General features: G+C 71.0%; 20 protein-coding genes. 4 read left to right on the top strand and 16 right to left on the bottom strand.

Going from position 1 to position 23,109, the window contains the following annotated elements; translation table 11 throughout:
- Nucleotides 1-11: 11 nt before the first annotated feature.
- Nucleotides 12-1,568 carry a GTPase HflX gene (hflX, locus tag ABD169_RS08235; protein ID WP_344031302.1) on the bottom strand — a complete coding sequence of 519 codons (1,557 nt, stop codon included), beginning with the start codon at nt 1,566-1,568 and terminating at the stop codon, nt 12-14.
- Nucleotides 1,569-1,699: 131 nt separating this feature from the next.
- Between hflX and ABD169_RS08230 the strand changes: the two genes are divergently transcribed.
- From ABD169_RS08230 to ABD169_RS08220, 3 genes are all read left to right on the top strand, one after another.
- Entirely contained in the window at nt 1,700-2,314 is a 615-nt protein-coding gene (locus ABD169_RS08230; RefSeq protein ID WP_344031300.1) for a class I SAM-dependent methyltransferase, read from the top strand.
- A 108-nt stretch (nt 2,315-2,422) separates the two neighbouring features.
- Complete coding sequence (locus ABD169_RS08225) at nt 2,423-3,124, top strand: DUF4190 domain-containing protein (RefSeq protein WP_344031298.1); 702 nt, start codon at nt 2,423-2,425, stop codon at nt 3,122-3,124.
- Nucleotides 3,125-3,362: 238 nt separating this feature from the next.
- Nucleotides 3,363-4,280, top strand: coding sequence for a DUF4190 domain-containing protein (locus ABD169_RS08220; RefSeq protein WP_344031296.1), 918 nt, complete (start codon nt 3,363-3,365; stop codon nt 4,278-4,280).
- Nucleotides 4,281-4,387: 107 nt separating this feature from the next.
- On the opposite strand, the gene dapF is transcribed toward ABD169_RS08220, so the two are convergent.
- Nucleotides 4,388-5,269, bottom strand: coding sequence for a diaminopimelate epimerase (gene dapF / locus ABD169_RS08215; RefSeq protein WP_046455864.1), 882 nt, complete (start codon nt 5,267-5,269; stop codon nt 4,388-4,390).
- Between the two features lie 62 nt (nt 5,270-5,331).
- Here dapF and ABD169_RS08210 point away from each other — a divergent pair, with 62 nt between their 5' ends.
- Nucleotides 5,332-5,835 (top strand): nucleoside deaminase, encoded by a 504-nt coding sequence (locus ABD169_RS08210; RefSeq protein WP_344031293.1) that lies wholly within the window; start codon nt 5,332-5,334, stop codon nt 5,833-5,835.
- Between the two features lie 56 nt (nt 5,836-5,891).
- Here ABD169_RS08210 and ABD169_RS08205 read toward each other — a convergent pair whose 3' ends face one another.
- From ABD169_RS08205 to ABD169_RS08140, 14 genes are all read right to left on the bottom strand, one after another.
- The gene (locus tag ABD169_RS08205; protein WP_344031291.1) at nt 5,892-6,323 is read right to left on the bottom strand and encodes a GNAT family acetyltransferase; all 432 of its coding nucleotides are present in this window, start codon (nt 6,321-6,323) and stop codon (nt 5,892-5,894) included.
- Between the two features lie 79 nt (nt 6,324-6,402).
- On the bottom strand, nt 6,403-7,344 hold the full coding sequence (gene miaA / locus ABD169_RS08200) for a tRNA (adenosine(37)-N6)-dimethylallyltransferase MiaA (RefSeq protein WP_344031289.1): 942 nt from the start codon (nt 7,342-7,344) through the stop codon (nt 6,403-6,405).
- Nucleotides 7,341-8,879, bottom strand: a complete 1,539-nt coding sequence (gene miaB, locus ABD169_RS08195) for a tRNA (N6-isopentenyl adenosine(37)-C2)-methylthiotransferase MiaB (RefSeq protein ID WP_344031287.1) — start codon at nt 8,877-8,879, stop codon at nt 7,341-7,343. The genes miaA and miaB overlap by 4 nt, the downstream gene beginning before the upstream one ends.
- Nucleotides 8,880-8,950: 71 nt before the next feature.
- Nucleotides 8,951-9,817, bottom strand: a complete 867-nt coding sequence (locus ABD169_RS08190; protein WP_344031285.1) for a regulatory protein RecX — start codon at nt 9,815-9,817, stop codon at nt 8,951-8,953.
- A 5-nt stretch (nt 9,818-9,822) separates the two neighbouring features.
- Nucleotides 9,823-10,884 carry a recombinase RecA gene (recA, locus tag ABD169_RS08185; protein ID WP_344031283.1) on the bottom strand — a complete coding sequence of 354 codons (1,062 nt, stop codon included), beginning with the start codon at nt 10,882-10,884 and terminating at the stop codon, nt 9,823-9,825.
- Between the two features lie 258 nt (nt 10,885-11,142).
- Nucleotides 11,143-11,364, bottom strand: a complete 222-nt coding sequence (locus ABD169_RS08180; protein WP_344031281.1) for a DUF3046 domain-containing protein — start codon at nt 11,362-11,364, stop codon at nt 11,143-11,145.
- Between the two features lie 69 nt (nt 11,365-11,433).
- Entirely contained in the window at nt 11,434-11,757 is a 324-nt protein-coding gene (locus ABD169_RS08175; RefSeq protein ID WP_046455857.1) for a helix-turn-helix domain-containing protein, read from the bottom strand.
- A 174-nt stretch (nt 11,758-11,931) separates the two neighbouring features.
- Nucleotides 11,932-12,450 (bottom strand): CinA family protein, encoded by a 519-nt coding sequence (locus ABD169_RS08170; RefSeq protein ID WP_344031278.1) that lies wholly within the window; start codon nt 12,448-12,450, stop codon nt 11,932-11,934.
- Nucleotides 12,447-13,055, bottom strand: a complete 609-nt coding sequence (gene pgsA / locus ABD169_RS08165; RefSeq protein WP_046455855.1) for a CDP-diacylglycerol--glycerol-3-phosphate 3-phosphatidyltransferase — start codon at nt 13,053-13,055, stop codon at nt 12,447-12,449. Before pgsA ends, ABD169_RS08170 begins: the two co-directional genes overlap by 4 nt.
- Before the next feature lie 37 nt (nt 13,056-13,092).
- Nucleotides 13,093-14,475 (bottom strand): hypothetical protein, encoded by a 1,383-nt coding sequence (locus tag ABD169_RS08160; protein ID WP_344031276.1) that lies wholly within the window; start codon nt 14,473-14,475, stop codon nt 13,093-13,095.
- A 151-nt stretch (nt 14,476-14,626) separates the two neighbouring features.
- Complete coding sequence (locus ABD169_RS08155) at nt 14,627-17,434, bottom strand: DNA translocase FtsK (RefSeq protein WP_344031274.1); 2,808 nt, start codon at nt 17,432-17,434, stop codon at nt 14,627-14,629.
- 100 nt (nt 17,435-17,534) lie between these two features.
- A complete protein-coding gene (locus tag ABD169_RS08150) occupies nt 17,535-20,897 on the bottom strand; it encodes an ATP-binding protein (RefSeq protein ID WP_344031272.1) in 3,363 nt (1,120 codons plus the stop codon).
- On the bottom strand, nt 20,894-21,619 hold the full coding sequence (locus ABD169_RS08145; protein ID WP_344031270.1) for a DUF4194 domain-containing protein: 726 nt from the start codon (nt 21,617-21,619) through the stop codon (nt 20,894-20,896). Before ABD169_RS08145 ends, ABD169_RS08150 begins: the two co-directional genes overlap by 4 nt.
- Nucleotides 21,612-23,105, bottom strand: a complete 1,494-nt coding sequence (locus tag ABD169_RS08140) for a DUF3375 domain-containing protein (protein WP_344031268.1) — start codon at nt 23,103-23,105, stop codon at nt 21,612-21,614. The genes ABD169_RS08145 and ABD169_RS08140 overlap by 8 nt, the downstream gene beginning before the upstream one ends.
- Nucleotides 23,106-23,109 lie beyond the last annotated feature (4 nt).

Raw genomic sequence — 23,109 nt, 5'->3', positions numbered from 1 at the left:
CCTCCGATCCGCTATCCGGCGCGCAGGAATGGCTCCAGCTTCGCCACCGTCTCGCCGGTCACGAAGGCGCGCATCCGGGTGCCGGTCTCGACGTACTCGGTCTCGAGCACGCGGTTGCGCTCGTGCAGTTCCGCGACCAAGTCGCCCCGGTCGTAGGGGATCACGACGTCGACCTCGCGGTCCGGGACCGGCAGGGCCGCGTCGATGCGCGCGCGCAGCTCTTCGATGCCCTCGCCCGTCCGCGCGGACGCGAACACCGCGTCGGGCGCGAGGCCGTGCAGCACGAGCCGCTGGGCGTCGTCGATGAGGTCGGACTTGTTGAACACGACGATCTCGGGGATGCCCTGGGCGTCGACCTCGGCGATCACGTCGCGCACGGTGCGCAGCTGCGACTCGGGATCGGGGTGCGAGCCGTCGACGATGTGCAGCACGACGTCCGCGTCGCCGACCTCCTCGAAGGTGGACCGGAACGCTTCGACGAGCTGGTGCGGCAGGTTCCGCACGAACCCGACGGTGTCGCTGTAGGTGAACGTGCGCCCGTCGGCGGTCTCGGCGTGCCGGACGGTCGTGTCGAGCGTGGCGAACAGCTGGTTCTGCACGAGCGCGGCGCTGCCCGTCAGTCGGTTGAGCAGGCTCGACTTGCCGGCGTTCGTGTACCCGGCGATCGCGACCGACGGTACTTCGCCGCGCTTGCGGTTGGCCCGCTTGGCCTCGCGCGCGGGCGCGAAGCCCGCGATCTGCTTGCGCAGCTTCGCCATGCGCGTGTGGATCTTGCGCCGGTCGAGCTCCATCTTGGTCTCGCCGGGGCCGCGCGATCCCATGCCCGCACCGCCGGAGCCGACCTGGCCGCCGGCCTGGCGGGACATCGATTCGCCCCAGCCGCGCAGGCGCGGCAGCAGGTACTCGAGCTGCGCGAGCTCGACCTGCGCCTTGCCCTCGCGGCTCTTCGCGTGCTGGCTGAAGATGTCGAGGATCACCGCGGTGCGGTCGATCACTTTGACCTTCACCACGTCCTCGAGCGCGCGCCGCTGGCTGGGCGCGAGCTCGGTGTCGGCCACCACCGTGTCGGCGCCGACGCTCGCGACGAGCTCGGCGAGCTCGTGCGCCTTTCCCTTGCCGAGGTAGGTGCTCTTGTCCGGGTGCGGGCGCCGCTGCAGCAGGCCGTCGAGCACCTGCGCTCCCGCCGTCTCGGCGAGCGCGGCGAGCTCGCGCAGCGAGTTCTCGGCGTCGTCGAGGCTGCCTTGGGGGTAGACCCCGATGAGCACCACGTTCTCGAGTCGCAGCTGGCGGTACTCGACCTCGGTGACGTCCTCGAGCTCGGTCGAGAGCCCGGGAACGCGGCGCAGCGAGGCGCGCTGTTCGCGCTCTAGGCGGATCGCGTCGATGTCGGCGGAGAGCTGATCGTGCGCCTCGTCGCCGAGCGCCTGCGCGCCGCCCGTCAGGTTCTCGACACCGCCGTCGCGGATGACCGTCGCTCCGGTGGAGCCGGAGCCGCTCGCGCGAGCCAGGATTCGTTCGATGGGATCGGTGACGTCGGTGCCCGGATCCTCAGAAATGCGTTTCGTCATGCGGGCACCAGTCTACGGCGCGCCCGGCCGCCCGACCAGGCCCGTTCGCCGAGAGCGTCCGCGGCCGGGGCGTGCGGGCGTGCCGGTAGGCTCTCGGCCATGGCACTTCCCCTTCTGCGAGCGTCCCGGGCATGAGCGGCCACTACTTCAGCGAGTCCCCCGACAGCGACCTGCGCCCCCGCGAGATCCGGGCGATGCTCGGCGGTGCGGAGCGCACGGTGCGGACCGCCGGCGGCGTGTTCAGCCCCGAGCATCTGGATCGCGGCACCGAGGTGCTGCTGCGCGCCCTCGCCGCCGCCCCGCCCGCCGGGCGCGTGCTCGACATCGGATGCGGTTGGGGGCCCATCGCGCTCGATGCGGCGCTCGCCTCCGCAGCGGCGGGCGTCGACGCGGAGGTCTGGGGCATCGACGTCAACGAGCGGGCGCGGACGCTCGCGGCGGAGAACGCGCGCGCGCTCGACCTCGGCACCGTGCGCATCGCCTCCCCCGACGAGGTGCCGGGCGATCTCCGCTTCGACGAGATCCGCTCGAACCCGCCCATCCGCGTCGGCAAGGCGGCGCTGCACGAGATCCTCGGAACCTGGCTGCCGCGCCTCGCGCCGGGCGGTACCGCCTACCTGGTCGTCGCGAAGCACCTCGGGGCAGACTCCCTGCAGCGCTGGATCGGCGAGACCTTCCCCGAGCTCGCGGTGGATCGCATGGCCCGCGACAAGGGATTCCACGTGCTCCGCGCGCAGCGCGACTGACCCGCGGAATCCCCACTCCGCGTTCCCTGAGAGCGCCGCACCGCCCGCACTCCTAGACTGATCCCGAGCGCCCGGAAGTCGCCGGGGCCGCAACTCGAAGGACAGACGATGTCGAACCTGTTCCCGCCGCAGGACCCCAGCCAGACCGGGCTCCCGGACGCGACGACGAGCGCTCCCTTCTCCGAGCAGCAGCCCCCGTACCCCGGGCCCGCGCAGCCCCCGTTCCAGCCGCAGCCCGAGGCGCCTCTCAACGCGCTCTCGCTCGTCTCGTTCATCGGCTCGTTCTTCATCGGCCTCGTCGGCATCATCTGCGGCCACATCGCGCTGAAGCAGATCAAGCGCAGCGGCGAACGCGGGCACGGATTCGCGCTGGCGGGCACCATCATCGGCTACGTGACGCTCGCGTTCGAGCTGATCGCGGTCGGGTTCCTGATCCTCTTCGGCGTCTTCGCGGTCGGTGCGATCGGCGTTGCCGCGGGCAACGCCGAATCCCACCTCCGAGACGAGGGCGGCTCCGCCCCGTACAGCGAGGAATCGGTGACCCCGACCCCCGCGGACCAGCCCCTGTGCGACGCGCTCAGCACCTACTGGGACGAGGTCGACGCGTACGTGATCGGCGAGCCGGCTCCGCAGACGCTGATCGACTCGGTCAAGAAGGTCGCCGAGATCGCGCCCGAGACCCATCAGAAGCTCTACACCGACTACATCGCGATGCTGTCCGGGACCTCGAAGCTCACCGCGGCCGAGAAGCAGCAGCTCCAGGCGGACGCCGACAACGCGCTCACGGAGGACGGCGCCGACTGCTGGTGATCCACCGCTCCGCGCTTTCCGCGGAGTGACTTTCCTTGCCCATTCAATTGAATGAGCAACTTACTTCGCGACGCATTTCACGCACGATATTCGATTTGCTTTGCTCCCGGCTGCGCGAAGTGGAATTCTCCGCATACACTCATTGCGGGGACAGGGCCGAACCGGTGTGTTCTCTTTCTCCCCGCCAACGAAATCCGCGCCCGTCGGGCGCCCCCTCAGACCCGGAAGAGATCGCATCGTGACGACCCCCGAGCAGCCCGAGAACCAGGCTCCGAACCAGCCGCCCGTCCAGCCCCAGGCGCCCCAGACCACCGTGCCGCCCGCTCCGGCGGCGCCGAGCGCACCCGCCGTTCCCCCGGTGCCGCCGGTTCCCCCGGTCGCCTCGGAGCAGCCGACCGTGCAGTTCCCGCAGACCGCTCCCGTCGCGGGCGCACCGGTGCCGCCGGCGGCTCCCGCCCCGCAGCCCGCTCCGGTCGCCGGCGCTCCGGTTCCGCCGCAGGGCCCCGGCGCCCCGGTGCCCCCGTACCAGCAGCAGCCCGGCGCCCAGGTTCCCGCGCCCCAGGCGCCCATGAACCCGCTCGCGCTGGTCTCGTTCATCGGTTCGTTCTTCGTCGGTCTCGTCGGCGTGATCTGCGGCCACATCGCGCTGAAGCAGATCAAGCGCGACGGCAGCCGCGGACGCGGTTTCGCGCTCGCCGGCACGATCATCGGCTACGTCAGCGTCGCCAGCGGCATCATCGCGACGATCATCCTCATCGTGACCCTCGTCACCGGTGCGGCCATCGTCGGTACCGCGGCGTCCGAGGCGCAGAAGCAGTACGAGGACAGCCAGACCAGTATCGCCCCCACCGAGACCACCGAGTCGACCCCCAGCGAGTCCGCGTCGAGCGGTTCGCAGTCGGCCGAGTTCTGCGCGGCCCTCGACAAGGTGCAGGCCGGCACCCCGACCATCGACCCGACGACGGGCAAGGCCGACCAGACCACCATCGACGACTACAAGGCGCTCGCGAACGCCGCGACCGGCGCGCACAAGGATCTCTACCAGAAGATCGCGAACCTGTTCGAGAACCCCTCGGCGGACTCGCTCAAGGACTACAGCAGCGTGTCGAGCGATCTCGCTTCGGCACTGATGGAGGACTACCTGGCCTGCCAGTAGTCGCACTCCGCTGAACGCCGAAGGGCGGTCCACCCCGAGGGGTGGACCGCCCTTCGGCGTTCCGGGGTCCGGGAGTCGCCCGGTGCGCCGGAGACCCGCCCGGGTTATCAGAGCGTCGAGAGGTCGATCTCGCCGCGGTAGACCAGTTCGGCCGGCCCGCTGAGCGAGACGTGCTCGCCTTCCTCGGTCGGGAACATGCGCACGCCGAGCCGCCCGCCCGGCACCTCCACGCTCCAGTGGTTCGGCATCCCATCGCCGCCCCAGTGGCGGAACGCGAGCGCCGCGGCCGCGGTCCCGGTCCCGCAGGACAGCGTCTCGCCGACGCCGCGCTCGTGCACGCGCATGCGGATGTGCGCGACACCGTTCTTGAGCAGCGGATCCTCGGGGACGACGAATTCGACGTTGGCGCCGGACTCGGGCAGCGGATCGAGCGCCGGGATCTTGGCGAGGTCGAGCCCGTCGAGCTCTCCGCCGTTTGCGAGGGCGACCACGACGTGCGGGTTCCCGAGATCGATGCCGAGGCCGGGCCGTGCGACGTCGAGCCCGCTCGCCGCGACGAGCCGCTCGGGCGCGAGCCGCCAACGGCCGAGATCCACCGTGTAGCCCGAGACCCCGGCGAGCACGTCCTTCACGCCCGCGCGTGTGCCGATCGGCAGCGTATCGCGCCGCTCGGGGGCGACGAGCCCCTCGGTGATGAGGTAGTGGGCGTAGACCCGGATGCCGTTGCCGCACATCTCCGCGGGGGTTCCGTCGGCGTTCCAGTAGTCCATGAACCACTCGGCCTCGGGCTCCTCGGCGAGGATCGCGGCCCCCTCGGGGAGCGCCCGGGATCGGACCGCCCGGATCACGCCGTCGGCACCGATGCCGAAGCGCCGGTCGCAGATCGCGGCGATCTGCTCGGGGGTGAGCGGCGACTCCCCCTCGGGGTCGGTGAAGAGCACGAAGTCGTTGCCCGTGCCGTGGCCCTTGGTGAACGCGAGGGTCGTCATGATCCCAGTCTAGGGCTGGCTCCTGCGTGCCGGATCGATGCGCGCGATGCTAGCGTGACGGCATGACCGACTCCGTCCCGGACGCGCTGACGCCCGAAGATCTCGTGCACCTGCGACGCTGCGTGGAACTCGCCCGCGAGGCGCTCGAGGACGGCGACGAGCCCTTCGGCTCGCTGCTCGTCGATCCCGCGGGAACCGTGCGATTCGAGGATCGGAACCGGGTGAAGCACGGCGACGCGACCCGGCACCCCGAGTTCGAGATCGCCCGGTGGGCCGCCGAGCACCTCACCCCCGAGGAGCGGTCCGCGAGCGTGACCTACACCTCGGGCGAGCACTGCGCCATGTGCTCGGCCGCGCACGCCTGGGTCGGGCTCGGCAAGATCGTCTACGCGACGAGCACCGAGCAGTACGCCGCCTGGTCGGCCGAGTGGCGGATCCCGCCGGCCCCCATCGCGCTGCTGCCGATCCGATCCGTCGCTCCCGGTGTGCCCGTCGCCGGCCCCGCTCCCGAGCTCGCCGACGAGGTGCGCGCGCTGCATGCACGCAGGTTCGGGATCGACCTCTGATCGGTCCCTGATCGGGCTTCGATCCGCGCGCCGGGCTTCGGCTCTGGAATCCGCGATCAGGAATCCGAGATCAGCCTCCGGCTGCGCACCAGGACGTCGTCGGTCCCGTAGCCGAGCGCGTCGTAGAGCCCGTGCACGCGGTCGTTCCCGACGCGCACCATGAGCTGCACCTTCGGGCACCCCATGGCCTCGAGCCGCCGTTCGGCCTCCGCCACCAGGGCGCGGGCGATCCCCCGCCCGCGGTGGGCCGGATCCGTCGCCAGGGAGTAGAGCCAGCCGCGGTGCCCGTCGTAGCCCGCCATGACCGACCCGATGATGCCGCCCGATGCGTGCGGCTCGGCGACGAGGAACAGCTCGGGCTGCACCGTGGCCTTGCGGGCGATGTCGGCGCGCGGGTCGTTCCACGGACGGGTCAGTTCGCAGGTCTCCCAGAGCGCGACGACCGCTTCGGTATCGGGTTCGGCGAAGGTTCGAATGCGCGCGTCCATGCGGGAACGATAGCAGCGGGTCCGGCCGCGCTGCGACGCCCGCTGCGTCGCTGCGTCGCCGCGTCGGAGGGTGCCGGGATCAGCCCGCCTGCCCCGCGATCCGGTCGACCTCGGGCCGGTCGAGCCACTCGATCCCCGGATACCGCTTGAACCAGCTGACCTGGCGCCGCGCGTAGCGGCGGGTCAGCGCCTGGGTCTCCGCGATCGCCTCGGCTTCGCTCGTGCGTCCCGCGATCTGCGCGAGCGCCTGGGCGTACCCGATCGCTCGGCCGGCGGTCCTGCCCTGCTCGATCCCTCTCGGGATCAGCGCGCGGACCTCGTCGAGCAGGCCGTCCGCCCACATCCGCTCCACGCGACGGTCGAGCCGCTCGACGAGCTCCGCGCGTTCGCAGTGCACGCCGATGATCCGGGTGCCGTCGCCCGCTTCGGGTCGCCAGAGCTCCGGCGCGTCCGGCAGCACGACCTGGGCGTCGCCGCCGAGTCGTGCGACCTCGAGCGCGCGGACGACCCGTCTCGGGTTCCTGGCGTCGACGGCGTCGGCCACTTCGGGGGCGATCCCGCGCAGTTCGTCGAGCAGCGGGCCGACCCCGTCGCGGTCGAGCCGTGCTTCGAGCTCGGCACGCAGCGCATCGTCCCTCGGCGGGAAGCGGAAGTCGAAGATCGCGCTCGAGACGTAGAGCCCGGATCCGCCGACGAGGATCGCGTGATGGCCGCGTCCGAGCACCTGTTCGATCGTCCGCCGGACCGTCGGCTGGTACCAGGCGACGGTCGCCTCCTCACGGGGGTCGACGGCGTCGAACAGGTGATGCGGGATCCCCCGGCGTTCGGCCTCGGGGAGCTTCGCCGTACCGATGTCCATGCCGCGGTAGAGCTGCATGGCGTCGGCGTTCACGATCTCGGCGGACGTGCCGGCGGCGTCGAGCCGCTCGGCGAGGTCGAGCGAGAGGGCGGTCTTGCCGGTGCCGGTCGCGCCGACGACGGCCCAGATCCGCGGACGCTCCGGGGCGGGCGAGTCGGTCACGCGGTCCGGATGGTCGGGATGCCGAGGCCGACCTGCCGGGCGGCGCCGGCGGAGCTCGGAGCGGGAACGCCGCAGCTCTCGGCCTGGCGACGGTCCCAGGCGTCGCCGGCGCGAGTGCGTCGCACCGAGTAGCCCGAGGTGTCGTCGGCGATGAGGAAGTGGGGTGCGGCCGCGGTCACGCCCACGGTGACGACGTCGCCCGGGCGGGGTTCCTCGGCGCCCTCCGGGAGAGCGAAGTGCACGAGGCGGTTGTCTTCGCCGCGGCCCGACAGGCGCCGCGTGGCGGTGTCCTTCTTGCCCTCGCCCACGGAGACGAGCACGTCGATGCGACGTCCGATCTGAGCTTCGTTCTCCTCGAGGGAGAGACGCTCCTGCAGCGCGACGAGGCGTTCGTAGCGCTCCTGCACGACGGCCTTGGGGATCTGGTCCTCCATGGTGGCGGCGGGGGTCCCGGGGCGGATCGAGTACTGGAACGTGAAGGCGCTGGAGAATCGCGAGGCTTCGACGACGCGCAGGGTCTCGGCGAAGTCCTCTTCGGTCTCGCCGGGGAAGCCGACGATGATGTCGGTGGTGATCGCCGCGTCGGGGATCTGCTCGCGCACGCGGTCGAGGATCCCGAGGAACTTGGTGCTGCGGTAGGAGCGGCGCATCGCTTTCAGCACGCGGTCGCTGCCCGACTGGAGCGGCATGTGCAGCGACGGCATCACGTTCGGGGTCTCGGCCATTGCCGCGATGACGTCGTCGGTGAACGCGGCGGGGTGCGGGCTCGTGAAGCGCACTCGTTCGAGCCCGTCGATCTCGCCCATGGCGCGGAGCAGTTTGCCGAACGCCTGCCGGTCGCCGAACTCGACGCCGTAGGTGTTGACGTTCTGGCCGAGCAGGGTGACCTCGATGGCGCCGTCGTCGACGAGGGCCTGCACTTCGGCGAGGATGTCGCCGGGCCGCCGGTCCTTCTCTTTGCCGCGGAGGGTCGGCACGATGCAGAAGGTGCAGGTGTTGTTGCAGCCGACGGAGATGGAGACCCAGCCGCTCGATGCGGAGTCGCGCTTGGTCGGCAGCGTGGAGGGGAAGGTCTCGAGCGCTTCGAGGATCTCGATCTGCGCTTCGTCGTTGTGGCGGGCGCGTTCGAGCAGTGCGGGCAGGGATCCCATGTTGTGGGTGCCGAACACGACGTCGACCCAGGGGGCCTTCTCAACGATGGTGTGCTGGTCCTTCTGCGCGAGGCAGCCGCCGACGGCGATCTGCATGCCGCCGTCGCGTTCGCGTTTGACCCCGGCGAGGGCGCCGAGCGTGCCGTAGAGCTTCTTGTCGGCGTTCTCGCGCACGGCGCAGGTGTTGATGACGATCACGTCGGCGTCATCGCTGTCGCTGCGCACGTAGCCCGCGGACTCGAGCGAGCCGGAGAGGCGCTCGGAATCGTGCACGTTCATCTGGCATCCGAAGGTGCGCACCGCGTAGCTGCGCGGGGTGCCGTCGGCCCGGACTGCGGCGGGCGACGGTGCGATCTCAGTGGGTTCGGAGACGACGGTTGACATGCTCAGAGTCTACCGAGGCCGTCGCGCGCGCAAGGACCGCCCGTGCCCGCCTCGTCGAAGCGAACGCTCGATTATTCGAAGCGAACGCTCGATCCGCGGCCGCCCGAGGGGCGGGATCCCGCGGAGCGGGCGCCGGTGCCGTCGAGCGCATCGCGCACCGCACGAACGGCGGGCTCGCCCGACCACCCGCGCCGTGCGAGGAAGCCGAGCAGTCGACGCTCGGCGGTCTGCCGGTCGACGCCGCCGAGACGACGCGCGCGCTCGAGCGCGGTACGACGCAGCAGCGCGAACTCCTCGTCGTCGTCGAGCTCGCCCAGCGCGGTCTCGATCGCCTCGTCCTCGAACTTCCGCTCGCGCAGCTTCTGCCGGATCTGAGCCCGGCTCGCCCGCTTGCTCTCGCGCAGCTTCTCCGTGACGACCCGTGCCAGGCCCAGGTCGTCGAGGTAGAGGCTCCGCACGAACTCGTCGATCACGTCGTCGACCTCGTTCGGGTCGTGTCCGAGAGCGATGAGTTCGCCCCGCAGTTCGCCGCTGGACCGGGCCCGGCGAGCGAGGAGGCGCACCGCGTCCTCGTTCGCCGTGCGGGTCGGACCGTCGTCGGTCTCTTCGGAAGCCTCGTGCGCGTCGACGTCGGCCGTTTCGGAAGCGGTGCCGCGACCGGTTCCGCCGCCCCGCCGCGAGCCGGCGGTGTTGCGCCCGAACGCGGCCTCGACGACGTTGCTCCGAGGGCTCGGAGCCGCGGCCGCCGCTTCGCGCGACGCCTCAGGATCGACCTCGGCTTCGGCCTCTGCCTCGGCTTCGGTCGCCCCGCTCTGCCCGCCGGACGCGGAGGCGCTGCCGAGCCGCGAACGGAACTCGATCACCTCGGCGAGGTCGCCCCGGTCGGCGGCGGTTGCCGCCGACCGGTCCTCGGGAGGCGGCAGAAAGCGAACCGCCATGATGCTCAGGCCCCGATGCGTACGTCGTCCGCGGCTTCGCCGCCCTCGAACGCGGTCGCGTCGGCTTCGATGCGCCCGTTGACGCCGAGCTTCACCAGGATCTTCTCTTCGATCTCGGCGGCGACGTCCGCGTGCTCGATCAGGAAGCGGCGCGCGTTCTCCATGCCCTGCCCGAGCTGATCGCCGTCGTAGGTGTACCAGGAGCCGCTCTTCTTGACGAGACCGTGCTCGACGCCGAAGTCGATGAGCGAGCCCTCGCGGGAGATGCCGACACCGTAGAGGATGTCGAACTCGGCCTGCTTGAAGGGGGGAGCCATCTTGTTCTTGACGACCTTGACTCGGGTGCGGTTGCCCACCGCGTCCTGGCCGTCCTTCAGGGTCTGGATGCGGCGGATGTCGAGACGGACCGACGCGTAGAACTTGAGCGCCTTGCCGCCCGAGGTCGTCTCGGGGCTGCCGAAGAAGACGCCGACCTTCTCGCGGAGCTGGTTGATGAAGATCGCGGTGGTCTTGGTCTGGTTCAGACCACCCGTCATCTTGCGGAGCGCCTGCGACATGAGTCGGGCCTGCAGACCCACGTGGCTGTCGCCCATCTCGCCCTCGATCTCGGCCTTCGGCACGAGCGCCGCGACCGAGTCGATGACGATGAGGTCGACCGACCCCGAACGGATCAGCATGTCGGCGATCTCGAGCGCCTGCTCACCCGTGTCGGGCTGCGAGACGAGCAGCGAATCGATGTCGACGCCGAGCTTCTGCGCGTACTCGGGGTCGAGCGCGTGCTCGGCATCGATGAACGCGGCGATACCGCCGGCACGCTGCGCATTCGCGATCGCGTGCAGCGTGAGCGTGGTCTTGCCCGAGGATTCCGGGCCGTAGATCTCGACGATGCGGCCGCGCGGGAGCCCGCCGATGCCGAGCGCGACGTCCAGTGCGATCGAACCGGTCGGGATCACCTCGACCGGAGCGCGCTCCTGGCTGCCCATGCGCATGATCGCGCCCTTGCCGAACTGACGATCGATCTGCGCGAGTGCCGCGTCGAGGGCCTTTTCGCGATCGTTTGCTGCCATGGTGTGCTCCTTCTGCTCGGGCGGAATCCGCCTGCTCTGCCGCCTATCGGCTGTCGTGCGAAACAACCTTCGGTTGCTCCTCGACAAGGCGTGATGGCTTCGTGTTCAGACACTAGAAGCAGCCACCGACATTCACGTCGGAGATCACAGCTCCCGGAGCCCGAAAGGCACCGAATCCATCTGGGGACGACGATAGCAATATTCGAACACACATTCGATAGCGCAGCGGCGTGTCGCTGACCGCGCGGGGCCGCACGCTCAGCGCTGCGGGTCTCGGAGACCCCTGCCGTAGCGGCGGGACGGAGGCACGTCGAGGTCCTCGCAGACCGCGACCCAGACGTCTCGCGCGGGAACTCCGCGCTCGATCGCCGCGTCGGCGGTGCCGTCGAGCGCGACCAGCCAGTGGTCGCGCATGAGCACCCCCGCGTAGGCGTCGCCGAACTCCTCGCGCATCGCACGCTGGAACTCGCTCAGGCGCATCGCTCCCCCTCGGCATGAAGAGGGCGCCCGGCCGCGAACGGCCGGACGCCCTCGAACGATCAGATCGGACTAGCGAGCCATCAGCTCGGACGCGTAGCCCGAGACCAGGTCTGCGGGCACCGTGTCCGGTACGCGCGACGCGAGCGGCACGCTGAGGCCCTCGACCACCGCGAGGCGATCGCTCACCTCGCCGTAGATGACCGACAGCGGTGTATCGAGCGCGTCGGCGACCGCGGCGAGGATCTCGCTCGAGGCTTCCTTCTGCCCGCGCTCCACCTCGCTGAGATAGCCCAGCGCCACGCTCGCCTCACCGGCGACCTGTCGCAGGGTCCGGCCCTTCTGCAGGCGGAAGTCTCGCAGCACGTCACCGATCTCCTGACGAACCAGCACCATGGCGTCCTCCTTATTGCATCCGCGATCCGAGGATCACGTTTCCACACTACCTGCCCGGAATGGTCTTCTCCGAGCGGGTGACGCTTCAAGTCTGCCGAGCGTCACTGTGAACAACCGGCGCGACTCCCCGACTATTCCTGAATATCACCTGAATATGAGCCGAGTCGACTCAAGTCAGCGGGAATGCGTCGTTCCAGGGTCGAGCCCCTCGCCCAGCAACGCGCCGAGCGTCTCGATCCCTGCTCGCACCGCGGCTTCCCGGATCGCCCCGCGATCCCCGTCGAGCCGCAGTCGCACGGCATGCTCCCCCGCCGCTGAGCTCACACCCAGCCACACCGTGCCGGCGGGCTGCCCGGTCTGCGGGTCAGGATCGGGCCCGGCCACGCCGGTGGTCGCGATGCCGATCTCCGCGGGACGGCCGTCGACCGCGCACGCCGAACGGACCCCGCGCGCCATCTGCTCCGCGACCTCGGAATCCACCGGCCCCCGCACCCGCAGGAGCTCGGGATCCACCCCGAGCAGCGCGGCCTTCAGCGGCGTCGCGTAGGCGACCACACCGCCGAGCACCACCGCCGATGCCCCGGGGACCGACACGAGTGCGGAGCACAACCAGCCGCCCGTGAGGGACTCGGCGACGGCGATCCGCTGCCCGGAACGCCGGGCGGCCGCGATCACCTCGCCCGCATCGGTCATCGTTCCGCGCGCCCCTCCGCGGCCGCGTCACGGCGCAGCCTGGCGAAGTTGACGACGTAGTCGATACCGCTCGCGACCGTCAGGATCACCGCGATCGACATCGCGATGATGTTCACCACGTGCATCCAGGAACCGAGCAGTTCGGGGAACGGAAAGATCGCGAGCGGGATCGCGACCGACTGCGCGATGGTCTTGAGCTTGCCCATCCACGCCGCCGCGACCACCACCTCGCGCGCCTCGAACAGGCGGTGCACGGTGATCCCCACCTCGCGGATCAGCACGAGCGCGGTGATCCACCACGGCAGTTCGCCGAGGATCGAGAGGCAGACGAAGGCTCCTCCGGTGAGGAACTTGTCGGCGATGGGGTCGAGCAGCTTGCCGAGATCGGTGACGAGCCCGCGGGAGCGGGCGAGATAGCCGTCCCAGGCGTCGGTCGCGATCGCGAGCACGAAGAAGGCGCCGGCGGCCCAGCGCCAGGGTCCCATCTGCCCGTGGTCGGCGAGCAGCATCCAGATGAAGAACGGCGTCGCGAGGATCCGCGCCCCGGTGATGATGTTGGGCGCGTTCCAGTTCGAAACGCGTTCGGGGGTGTCGCTTCCGCTCATTCCGTGGCTCCGATCACTGACTGGTCCGCTGCGCGTCTCAGTAGTAGGTGATGGACAGCTTGCCGTCCTCGAACACCGGCCGGAAGATCAGCCGCGAGAAGTCGACGTCGAGCGTCTCGGACCCTTCGCCGCCCCCGATCGCCTTGCCGGTGAAGGTGACCGATGCGGCCCCCTTCTCCTTCAGCGCGTACGAGTACTGCTGGAGCTCGACCTTCGGGTAGGACTTCACCGATACCGTGGCCTTCTTCACGTCGTACACCTTCGACGGGTAGCCCGAGATGCCGCACTTGCGGACGGAGGACAGATCGGTCACCGACTTGAGGCACTCATCGATGTGCGTCTTCAGCTGCGCGTCGATCTCGTCAGCCATCGCCTGCGACGGCACGAGCTTGGGGGTGTTGAGCCCGGAGGCCCCTTCGCTGCCGATCTCGAAGACGAACGGCTCACTGAACTCGAAGTACTTGTTCGGCGGTTCCGCGGTGTAGACGCCGGGGTAGGCCTCCAGGCTGAGGTCGTTCGTGATGAGGCCGTCGTATCCGGGCAGCCGGTAGGCGTCGGCCCCGTTGGATCCGTAGACGCGCGGGAGCGGATCCGTCAGGCCGCGGGAGACGTACCAGCCCTTGTCGTCCTTGCGCAGTTCGAAGGTGCCCCGCACGGTCGATCCGTCGACCTTGTAGGTCGTCGAAGCGAGCGCCCGATCGTTGACCTGACTGATCGAGGTGAGTTCGTAGTCGGTCGCGTGCTTCGACTTCGCGTACGCGTCGGACTCGAGGACGGCGAGACGCTTGTCGCCGTCGACGCGGGCGATCTTGTTCGCCGCGGCGACCTTGCCGCTCGACAGCGAGGAGAGGTAGTCGCTCGCGGTCCCCTTCGGGCCGCCGGAGGAGACGACCACCACGAGCACGACGACGAGCGCGATGATCGCGAGGATCGCCGCGCTGCCGCCGATGATCAGCCAGAGGGCCCACTTCGGCAGCCCGCGCTTCACGGGAGGTGCGCCGGCTGCGGGATACGGCGCGCCGGGGGCCCCGGGAGCTCCGGGCGCACCCGGGGCACCGGGCTGCGGGATCCACTGCTGGGCGGGGTCGGCACTCGGCATCGCGGGAACCTGCGCCGCGGGAACCGGCATCGCCGGGTCCTGGATCGCGGGGGTCTGCACGGCCGGCGGCGCCCACTGCGGAGCAGGGTCCACGACGGGGAGCGCCGGGGGCGCGGGATCAGTCTGAGCCGGCACCGCGGGGGCGGCCCACTGCCGGATCGGGTCCGCTTCTTCCGGAGCGGGCGCGGCGGGCGCCTCAGGGGCGGCCACGGGCTCGGGCACGATCGGAGCGGCAGGCTGCGCCGCGGAGGGGTCCGGTGCGACCGGCTGCGGTTCGGGGACGGCGCCATCGGGCGAACCCGGCTGATTCGTATCGCTCACGGTGGTCTCTCGCTCTCGGAGGGGGGGGATCGTCGTCTCGACGCTAGCAGGGCGCACGGGATTTCGGGCATCGCGCGCCATCCCCGCAGACGCGAGCGCGATGCCGAGGCATTGCCCGCGGCATCGCGTTCGCGTCTGCGGGAGGACCCGCTCAGTCCCGGCCCGTCAGGCTCCAGGCGTCCTCGTCGTCGTCGGCTTCGACCTCTTCGAGTCCGGCCTGGTGGCGTCCGATCGGATCGTCGTAGGGGTCGGGCTCGGCGGCCTGCGGCGCCGCGGGCGGTGCCGCAGGAGGAACCGGGACCGCCCCCGCGGGAGGCGCGTCGCCGCGGAGCCGCGCGAGGACCTCGGGCAGCTGCTCGGGCGAAACGAGGACGTCGCGGGCCTTCGAACCCTCGGACGGGCCCACGATGTCGCGGGACTCCATCAGGTCCATGAGGCGGCCGGCCTTCGCGAAACCGACGCGGAGCTTGCGCTGCAGCATCGAGGTGGAGCCGAACTGCGAGGAGACCACGAGTTCGACCGCCGCGAGCAGCACCTCGAGGTCGTCGCCGATGTCCTCGTCGATCTCCTTCTTCTCGACCGTCTGCGCTACGTCGGCCCGGTACTCGGGCTGGGCCTGCGCCTTGACGTGCGCCACGACCTTCGCGATCTCGGATTCGTTGACCCAGGCGCCCTGCACGCGCATCGGCGTGGATTCGCCGTTGAGCAGCAGCAGGCCGTCGCCCTGGCCGATCAGTCGCTCAGCGCCGACCTCGTCGAGGATGACGCGGGAGTCGGTACCGGAGGCCACGGCGAACGCGTACCGGCTGGGCACGTTCGACTTGATGACGCCGGTGACGACGTTGACCGACGGACGCTGGGTGGCGAGCACCAGGTGGATGCCCGCCGCGCGGGCGAGCTGCGTGATGCGCTGGATCGAGTCCTCGACATCGCGCGGGGCGATGAGCATGAGGTCGGCGAGCTCGTCGACCACGACCAGTAGGTACGGGTAGGGCTTGAGCACGCGCTGGCTGCCCTCGGGCAGGATGATCGATCCGGAGCGCACGGCGTCGTTGAAGTCGTCGATGTGGCGGAAGCCGAAGCTCGCCAGGTCGTCGTAGCGCATGTCCATCTCTTTCACGACCCACTGCAGCGCTTCGGCCGCCTTCTTGGGGTTCGTGATGATGGGGGTGATGAGGTGCGGCACGCCCTGGTAGACCGTGAGTTCCACGCGCTTGGGGTCGACGAGCACCATGCGCACCTCGGCCGGCGTCGCGCGCATGAGCACGCTCGTGATCATCGAGTTGATGAAGCTCGACTTGCCCGAACCGGTCGCACCGGCGACGAGCAGGTGCGGCATCTTGGCGAGGTTGGCGACGACGAAGCCGCCCTTGACGTCCTTGCCGACGCCGATGGTCATCGGGTGGGTGCTGCGCTGGGCCTTCGCCGAGCGGAGCACGTCGCCGAGCGCGACGTTCTCGCGGTCCTTGTTGGGGATCTCGATGCCGATCGCGCTCTTGCCGGGGATCGGCGAGAGGATGCGCACCTCGTTGGAGGCGACCGCGTAGGAGAGGTTCTTGGAGAGCGCGGTGACCTTCTCGACCTTGACGCCGGGGCCGAGCTCGACCTCGTACTGCGTCACCGTGGGGCCGCGCGAGAAGCCCGAGACGCGGGCGTCGACCTTGAACTCCTCGAACACGCGGGCGATCGCGGCCATGATCTGGTCGTTGGCATCGGTGTGCGTACGGGGCGCGTCGCCCGCGCTCAGCGTGCCCTGGTCGGGCAGCAGGTAGCTGGGGGCCACGGCCGGCACGTGCGGGGGCGCCACCGCGAACGGCGTCGTGGGGGCCGGAGCCGGGGTCTCGTCAGCCTGCCAGTCGGCGACGAAATCGCTCGGCGAGTCGTCACCGAGCCCGGACGCCGCGGAGGCGCCCGATGCCGCGACCGCGGCCTCGGCCTGGTCGAGCTCGTCGAAGAGGCCGGTCGGGAATCCGTCGTTCGCCTCCGCCGCGGGGATCTCGGTCGTCTCGCCGCCCGCGAACGCCGTGTCGAAGGCGTGCGTGCGGTCGTCGGTGCTCGGGGCGCCGTCGAGCACCTCGTCGATGGCCTGGGCGTCGCCCGAGTAGTCGGGGTCCTCTTCGCGACCGGACGAGTTGCGCCGCCACCAGGGCAGCTCGCCGCCGGACGGGATCTCTTCTTCGATGTCGAAGAGCGTGTCGTCGTCGCGCGCCTTGCTCTTGCGCGAACGCTTGGGCGCGGACTCGATCGCGGTGTCCGCTGCGGGCTCCTTCTCGGGTGCGCCGAAGAGGTAGCGGTAGGCCTCCCCCATGCGGGCGCCGATGCGGGCCGGCGGCGTCTTCGTGATGATGAGCAGCGACAGCGCCGCGAGCAGCGACAGCACGGGCACGGCGACCCACAGCGTGAGGTACGAGAGCGGTGCGCCCAGCATCCAGCCGAGCAGCCCGCCGGCGCTCGCGAGCGCGACCATGCCGTTCTTCGGCTGCGGCTGCCCGCCGAGCACGTGACAGAGCGCGGCGATGCTGAGCACCGCCAGGCTGATGCCGATGGCGATGCGGCGGTTGTCGTGCACGCTCGACGGCTTGTTGAACAGCCAGAAGGCGAAGCCGATCATGACGATGGGCAGCCCGAAGGCGACCCGGCCGAAGAGGCCGCCGAAGCTCCAGGCGTCGAGCTGGACGGCGACGGGATTGCCGATGAGGAACCACTCGACCACGGCGCCGGCGATCGCGAGCAGCACGAGGAGCAGCGGAATGCCGTCGCGCCGGTCCTCCGGAGCGATGGGCTCGATGCGGAAGGCGCGCGCGGCACCGCCGACGACGTGCCCGAGGCCGCGCCAGGCGCGCGCGACGACGCCCTCGGTCTCGACGGGTTCCAGCACCGTGGTCTTCGCGGTTGCGCGCGAGCGGGATCCTGTGCTGGAGGACCCCGCTTTTCCGCGCGTCGAAGTCTTGCTGGCCATGCTTCGAGGGTACGTTCGACCACCGACTTTTCCGTGGTGACGCTCCGAAACCGCCGGAAATCACGGCCGTTCACGGCGCGTCGGTGCCCGTCGGACGCGGTCAGGCCTCGTGCGGCAGGCCCACCTTCGGCTTTGCCCAGGACCGGCCCTTCGTGTCCTTCAGGATGTCGTACTCGACGTCGACGTGGGGCTCGATCGCGCTGTACTTGTCGTTGGGCGCACCGATCACCAGCTGGAAGCCGAGCCCGCGCCAGGCGCCGATCGCACGGCGGGTGAAGTGGGCGTCGGCCTTGATCAGCGCCTCGTCGAGGAACACGGGCGCGTAGCGCGGGCGCTCCGATCCCGCGTCGCCGAGCTGGTACCGCAGCGCGGCACCGACGATGAACGCGATGAGCTCCTGCGATTCACCGCCGGATTTCTCGCCGATGTGGTCGTACAGCGCCGCGTGCTCGCCGGTGTCCGCGTGGATCTTCTCGGCGCTGATGCGCACGTGGTTGCGCACGTCGATCAGCTCGGCGAAGTCGGGAGCCGAGCGACGGATCCGGCCGATGAGCCGGGCCATGCGCTCGTAGGACTGCGCGCGCTCGGCATCGCTCGAGGCGGCGTCGATCAGGCCGCGCACCTCGCGCAGCTCCCGTCGGAACCGCCTGCGCGCCTCGGACTGGTTCTCGCGGGCGATGATCTGCAGGCGGTGCTCGTCGTCGTAGAACGGCAGATCCTGCATGATCCGGTTCACCGGCTCGATCCGATCGCGGATCTCGCGCAGTGCGCGGCCCAGCGCGGAGTCGAGGTTGGTGAGGTCGTTGCCGGAGAGATTCACGAGGCTGTCGCGCCACTCCGCCTCCAGCTCGTGCAGCCCGCTCGCCTCGAGTTCGGCCAGCAGGTGCTCGAAGTCGCCGATCGAGGTGTCGGGATCCGCCCGGAGATTCGGGTTCGGCCAGCTCTCGAGGAATCCCTCGAGGGTGCGCCGCAGCGCGTCCCGCTGATCCACGAGCGTGTCCTGCGCGGCGCGCTGGTCATCGATCAGGCGCTTGCCCGCGGCATCGAGCGCTGCGTCGAAGCGCAGCAGCGCGTCGGCGCGGCTGGCGCCTTCCTCGGACTCCGCCTCGGGACCGGCGAAACGCTCGTCGAGGTAGGCCGCTTCGGCCCCCGAGAGCTCGGAACCGGCGTCCTCGGCGCGCTCGACGGCGATCTGCGCGGCGTCGACCTCGTCGGTGATGTCGGCCCAGCGCTCGGCGATCCGCTCCTGCACCCCCTTCGCCCGCCCGGTCTCCTGCTGCAACCGCGCGACCTTCTTGCGGGCCTCCGCGATCTGCTTCTGCAGGCCCGCGATCTCGGGGCTGCCCTCGGCGACCTCGCCGATGATCCGGGTCCACCGCTCGTGCTCCCGTTCGACGGACACGAGATCGACCCGTGACCAGTCGGTGTCGCGAATCTTGCCGTAGGCCTCGTGCCGCGCGTCGAGCGCGTCGAGCGCCGCGGCCGCGCGGGTCGCTTCGGCCTCAGCCGCACCGAGGTCGCTCGAGAGCTCGGCGATGCGCGCGTCCAGTTCGGAGAGCCGCCCCGCGCTCGAGAACCCGAGCACGTTCGCGGTGCCGTGCCCGCCGTGGGCGCCGCGGGATCCCTGCGACATCTGCCCCGAGACCGCGAGCGCGTCGGCGTGACGGGAGAGCTCCGCCGCCGAGTCGACGCACACGAAGTCGAAGCGCTGGGCGAGCCGGTCCTGCAGCCACCCGGTGAACGGGGAGTCGCGGTGGTCGAGGCGGCCGGGCAGGCGGCGCGGATCCGCACCGGACGCGGTCGGCAGCCCGGTGTGCGCGCCCTCGTAGCGGACCCGGACGCGGGTGCGGACCGAGTCGATGGCGGTGCGGAAGCGTGCGAGGTGCTCGGTGTCGATCAGCAGCGTCGTCGCGAACCCGCCGAGGGCGAGGTTGAACGCCCCGCGCCACGGCTCGAACTCGGTACGGACCTCGATCAGCTCCCCGACGAACGGCAGCTCGTCGATGGTGAGCCCCGCCGCCTCGGCGAGCGCTCTGCGCGCCTCGTGCAGGGCCGCCGGGATGCTGTCGCTGCGCCCCTCGGCCGCGTCCCGCTCGGCCCGCGCGGCGAGCAGCTCGCGCTCGACGCGCTCGAGGCCGCCGCGCGCGTCCGCGTAGGCCTCGCGTGCCGCGGCCTTGGCGTTCGGGTCGCCGAGCGCGCCGCGCGCGGTCTCGGCGAGCGCGGCGAACTCCGTCGCGGTGCCGGCCTCGGCGCCGAGCACCGCGAGGATCCCGTCGAAGCGCTCGCGCTCCTGACGGACCGCGGTCAATCGCTGCTCGATCCCCCGGAGCTCGCGCTCGGCGGTCTCGAGCCGATCGCCGCCCGCGTTGCGCAGCACCTCGAGCAGGCCGTCGCGCTCCGACTCCGCCGCGTCGGCCAGCGTCTGCTGCACGCGAACCGCGTCGTCGGCGTCGCGTTTCTGCGCCTGCAGCTCCCCCTCGACCGCGCGCAGCAGTTCGAGGCGGCGCCCGCCGCGCCAGAGCGAGGCCAGCGAGGCGGGGTCCGAGAATCGGCCGACCGCGTCGATCAGACGCAGTCGCTCCGCCGACTCCTCGATGCGGGTGCGCATGTCCCGGATCGGCCGGAGCGCGCGCACCTGCTTCTGAGCGGTCACCATGCGACCGCGGGTGCTCTCGAGCTCGTCGAAGTGGCTGACCACCGCATCCGCGATGGTCAGCGTCTCGGGCTCCTCGAGCACCATCCGCTTGTAGAGCTCGTCGACGGTGGTGATCTGCTGCCCGGCCTGGATCCGGGCGAGCAGGCTCATCGCCTTCGATCCGGCCCCGGCGGCCCCGATGCCGAGCACCGAGTGGAGCCGTGCCGAGAACTCGCGGTCGGTCGCGACGGTCTCGAGCCCGGCCGCGCGGACCGATGCGTCCGAGAGCCGCTGCCCCGCCGCCGATTCGAGCGCGCTCAGGTCGAACGGGCCGTCGACGGTCGCGCGCACGCGCACCGTGTCGTCGAGCGTCCGTGCGGTCGCGGGGATGTACCAGGCCCGCACGGCGGTGAACCGCGATCCGTCGTGATCGAGCCAGGTCGCGGCGATGGCGGTCCAGGTGTCGGTGCCGTCTCCGCGGAGCACGCGCACCTTGGTGCCCTCCTCCGTGCGCGACTCGTCGATCTTGCCGCGACCGTACGAGAGGATGTTGCGCTGCTCATCGCCGCGCGGCCGCCCCGCGACGCCGCCGTTGGAGGCGCCGTTGAACGGTGTGGTGTGCGGCATCATGAGCGCGATGTAGGCGTCCATGAGCGTGGACTTGCCGGATCCGGATCCGCCGCACAGCAGCGTCGCCGTCGGCGAGAAGCGGACGCGGTGCGCCCCGTCGTATCCGCCCCAGTTCACGAGCTGGAGCTCGTCGGCGATCCACTGCTGGCCGCGCGAGGCGGCGGGGATCAGCCCGAAGAGGGTGTCGAGCATGGTCACAGCGCGTGCTCCTCTCGGTCGATGCCGGCGGTCGGTTCGGGATCGGGATCCGGAGCTGCGCCGGTTCCCGCGTCGGGCTCGCGGGTCGCGGGCCGCTCCCCCCGTTCGCGCAGCCAGTCGCTGAGCTCGCGGAGCTGCTCGGCGCCGAGCACGATCTCGACGAGCGGGCTGATGCGGTACCGCCCCTCGGACTCCTCCTCGACGATGCCCTCCTGCCGGAGCCGGGCGAGCGCCGCGCGCACGGCCTTCTGGCGTCGGGCCTGATCCCCGTCGACCTCGGCGAAGTAGCTCAGCACGGTCTGCTCGACCTCTTCGATGTCGACGCGGGCCGACGCCTCGCCGGCGGTCGACTCGCGCTGGTAGACGGTACGGAGGTAGACGAGCACGAGCGTCTCGGCGCGCGTGTAGGCCTCGTCGCGGAGCAGGATCGGCACGTCGAGCTCGTCGGAGCGGATCTGCTGCTTGTAGGCGACGCCGCGGCCCGAGTCGACCACGAGGTCGACGAACAGGTCGTGCAGGCGCGACTCGATCACCGACTGGTTCTCGAGCAGCACCTTCCAGTCGTCACGGTTGCGCGCGGCGAGCAGAAAGCGGCGCTGGAGCAGGCGCACGAGCACGCGGCGCGCCTCGGGATCGAGCACGCCGCGGTCGCCCGGGAAGTACTCCCCCGGGTCGGCCTCCATCGGGACGGGGGCGACGAACGGTTCGACGGTTTCAGTCATCTGCGCCTTCTTCGGGTACGGCGGATTCTGTGCGGATGCCGGCGGTGACGGAACCGAAGGCGAACCTGCGGCTCGTCCCGTCGGGTCGGAGCGCTTCGACGACGGAGACCTCGTCGCCCTCGCTCATGCCGGTGCGGTGCGCGATCTCGAGCAGGCCGAGCAGGTCGACCGGTCGGCGCTCGGCATCGGGAGCGCCCGCGAACGCGTCGGCCAGGTCGAAGCGCTCGCCGAGCCCGGCCACGTAGGCCTCGAGCTCGGTGTATCGGGGACCGCCCCAGGCTCGGGTGTCGGCCTCCTCGAACTCGGCCTCGCCCTCGGCCTCGCTCAGCGGCGCCGGGGCCGCGGGCGGGCGGATGTCGCTGAGCGTCTGCCGCAGGTGGCCGACGCCCGCGACGGGGAACCCGCGCAGGGGCTCGACGCGGTCGCCCGACTTCGCGTCCCGGGTCCAGTTCTGCAGCCCCGACATCACGCTGCGCAGCAGCTCGTCGACCTCGCGGTCGCGCGCGGGGTCGTGGGTGCGCACCTGCGCGGTGATCACGTGGGACGCGCGGCGCTGCGCGGTGAGCACCTCCTGCACCCCCTGCTCGACGCGCTTCGCGATCGCGTCGAGATCGCCGCGCTGCTCGGCGTCCATGAGCCGCGAGAACGGCTGTGCGAGCAGGTTGCGCAGCTGATCCGTCAGGCGATCGATGTGCTCGGGATCGCCGATGAGCCGCAGCGCTCCCGCGAACGCGCGCCCCTCCGGGGTGGCCTGCATGACGTGCTGGCCGCGCTGCAGGTACTCGCGCAGCACCTCTCCGGCGGGCCGCACGTCGCGTCGCAGGTCCGCGACGACGTCGCGCTGCATCGCGTTGATCGACTCGGCCACGCGGGAGAAGTCGGCCGGCAGTTCGCGAGCGAGGTGGAGCACGTTCTCCGCCTCCTCGAGCAGCAGCTCGTCGTCAGCGGGCTCGGGCGCCCCGTGCTCGTCGAGGCGCGCGAGCTCGGCGTCGATCGCCGCGCGATCGGCGAGGAGCCGGGCGCGCCGCTCCTCGGGGTCCGGCTCGGCGTCCTGCGCGAGCTGCTCGATCGTCTCGAGCAGGGTGCGCACGCGCGAGCGCGAGACCCGCGAACGCCCGCCGCCCGCGCGACCGGCGATCTCGAGCGCGCCGACAGCCTGCGCCGACAGCCGGTACACCTCTGCGTCGTCCACGATCTGCGGCACGAGCCAGCCCACCCGCACCCAGTACCGGCAGATCTCACGGCCCGAGCCCGCGGGCAGGCCGCGTTCCCGTCCGTCGTGATCGGCGGCGCGCAGCTCGTCGACCATCTCGCCGACCTCGACGTGCGCGTCCGAGACGGCGACCGTCGGACGATCCGCCGTGAAGACGAGCGAGAGCGCGGCGACCACGAACGGCGCGTACCGACCGTGCAGCAGATCGAGCGTCGGGTTCTTGAACGCCCCGATCGCTCGCTGGTACGCGGCCTCCGCCCTGCTGTGTCCCATCCCC

This window comes from Leucobacter iarius (assembly GCF_039530105.1).
GTDB lineage: Bacteria > Actinomycetota > Actinomycetes > Actinomycetales > Microbacteriaceae > Leucobacter > Leucobacter iarius.
The sequence above is the reverse complement of the archived record's forward strand: the minus strand, read 5'-3'. Positions and strand labels throughout refer to the sequence as shown.

Coding starts and splice junctions, on each gene's coding strand:
- hflX (WP_344031302.1), bottom strand. CDS start 1,568: ATGACGAAACGCATTTCTGAGGATCCGGGCACCGACGTCACCGATCCC.
- pgsA (WP_046455855.1), bottom strand. CDS start 13,055: ATGAGCGGAAGCGACACCCCCGAACGCGTTTCGAACTGGAACGCGCCC.
- ABD169_RS08170 (WP_344031278.1), bottom strand. CDS start 12,450: ATGACCGATGCGGGCGAGGTGATCGCGGCCGCCCGGCGTTCCGGGCAG.
- ABD169_RS08140 (WP_344031268.1), bottom strand. CDS start 23,105: ATGGGACACAGCAGGGCGGAGGCCGCGTACCAGCGAGCGATCGGGGCG.
- ABD169_RS08205 (WP_344031291.1), bottom strand. CDS start 6,323: ATGGACGCGCGCATTCGAACCTTCGCCGAACCCGATACCGAAGCGGTC.
- ABD169_RS08230 (WP_344031300.1), top strand. CDS start 1,700: ATGAGCGGCCACTACTTCAGCGAGTCCCCCGACAGCGACCTGCGCCCC.
- recA (WP_344031283.1), bottom strand. CDS start 10,884: ATGGCAGCAAACGATCGCGAAAAGGCCCTCGACGCGGCACTCGCGCAG.
- ABD169_RS08210 (WP_344031293.1), top strand. CDS start 5,332: ATGACCGACTCCGTCCCGGACGCGCTGACGCCCGAAGATCTCGTGCAC.
- ABD169_RS08190 (WP_344031285.1), bottom strand. CDS start 9,817: ATGGCGGTTCGCTTTCTGCCGCCTCCCGAGGACCGGTCGGCGGCAACC.
- dapF (WP_046455864.1), bottom strand. CDS start 5,269: ATGACGACCCTCGCGTTCACCAAGGGCCACGGCACGGGCAACGACTTC.
- ABD169_RS08145 (WP_344031270.1), bottom strand. CDS start 21,619: ATGACTGAAACCGTCGAACCGTTCGTCGCCCCCGTCCCGATGGAGGCC.
- ABD169_RS08175 (WP_046455857.1), bottom strand. CDS start 11,757: ATGGTGCTGGTTCGTCAGGAGATCGGTGACGTGCTGCGAGACTTCCGC.
- ABD169_RS08180 (WP_344031281.1), bottom strand. CDS start 11,364: ATGCGCCTGAGCGAGTTCCAGCGTGCGATGCGCGAGGAGTTCGGCGAC.
- miaB (WP_344031287.1), bottom strand. CDS start 8,879: ATGTCAACCGTCGTCTCCGAACCCACTGAGATCGCACCGTCGCCCGCC.
- ABD169_RS08155 (WP_344031274.1), bottom strand. CDS start 17,434: ATGGCCAGCAAGACTTCGACGCGCGGAAAAGCGGGGTCCTCCAGCACA.
- ABD169_RS08225 (WP_344031298.1), top strand. CDS start 2,423: ATGTCGAACCTGTTCCCGCCGCAGGACCCCAGCCAGACCGGGCTCCCG.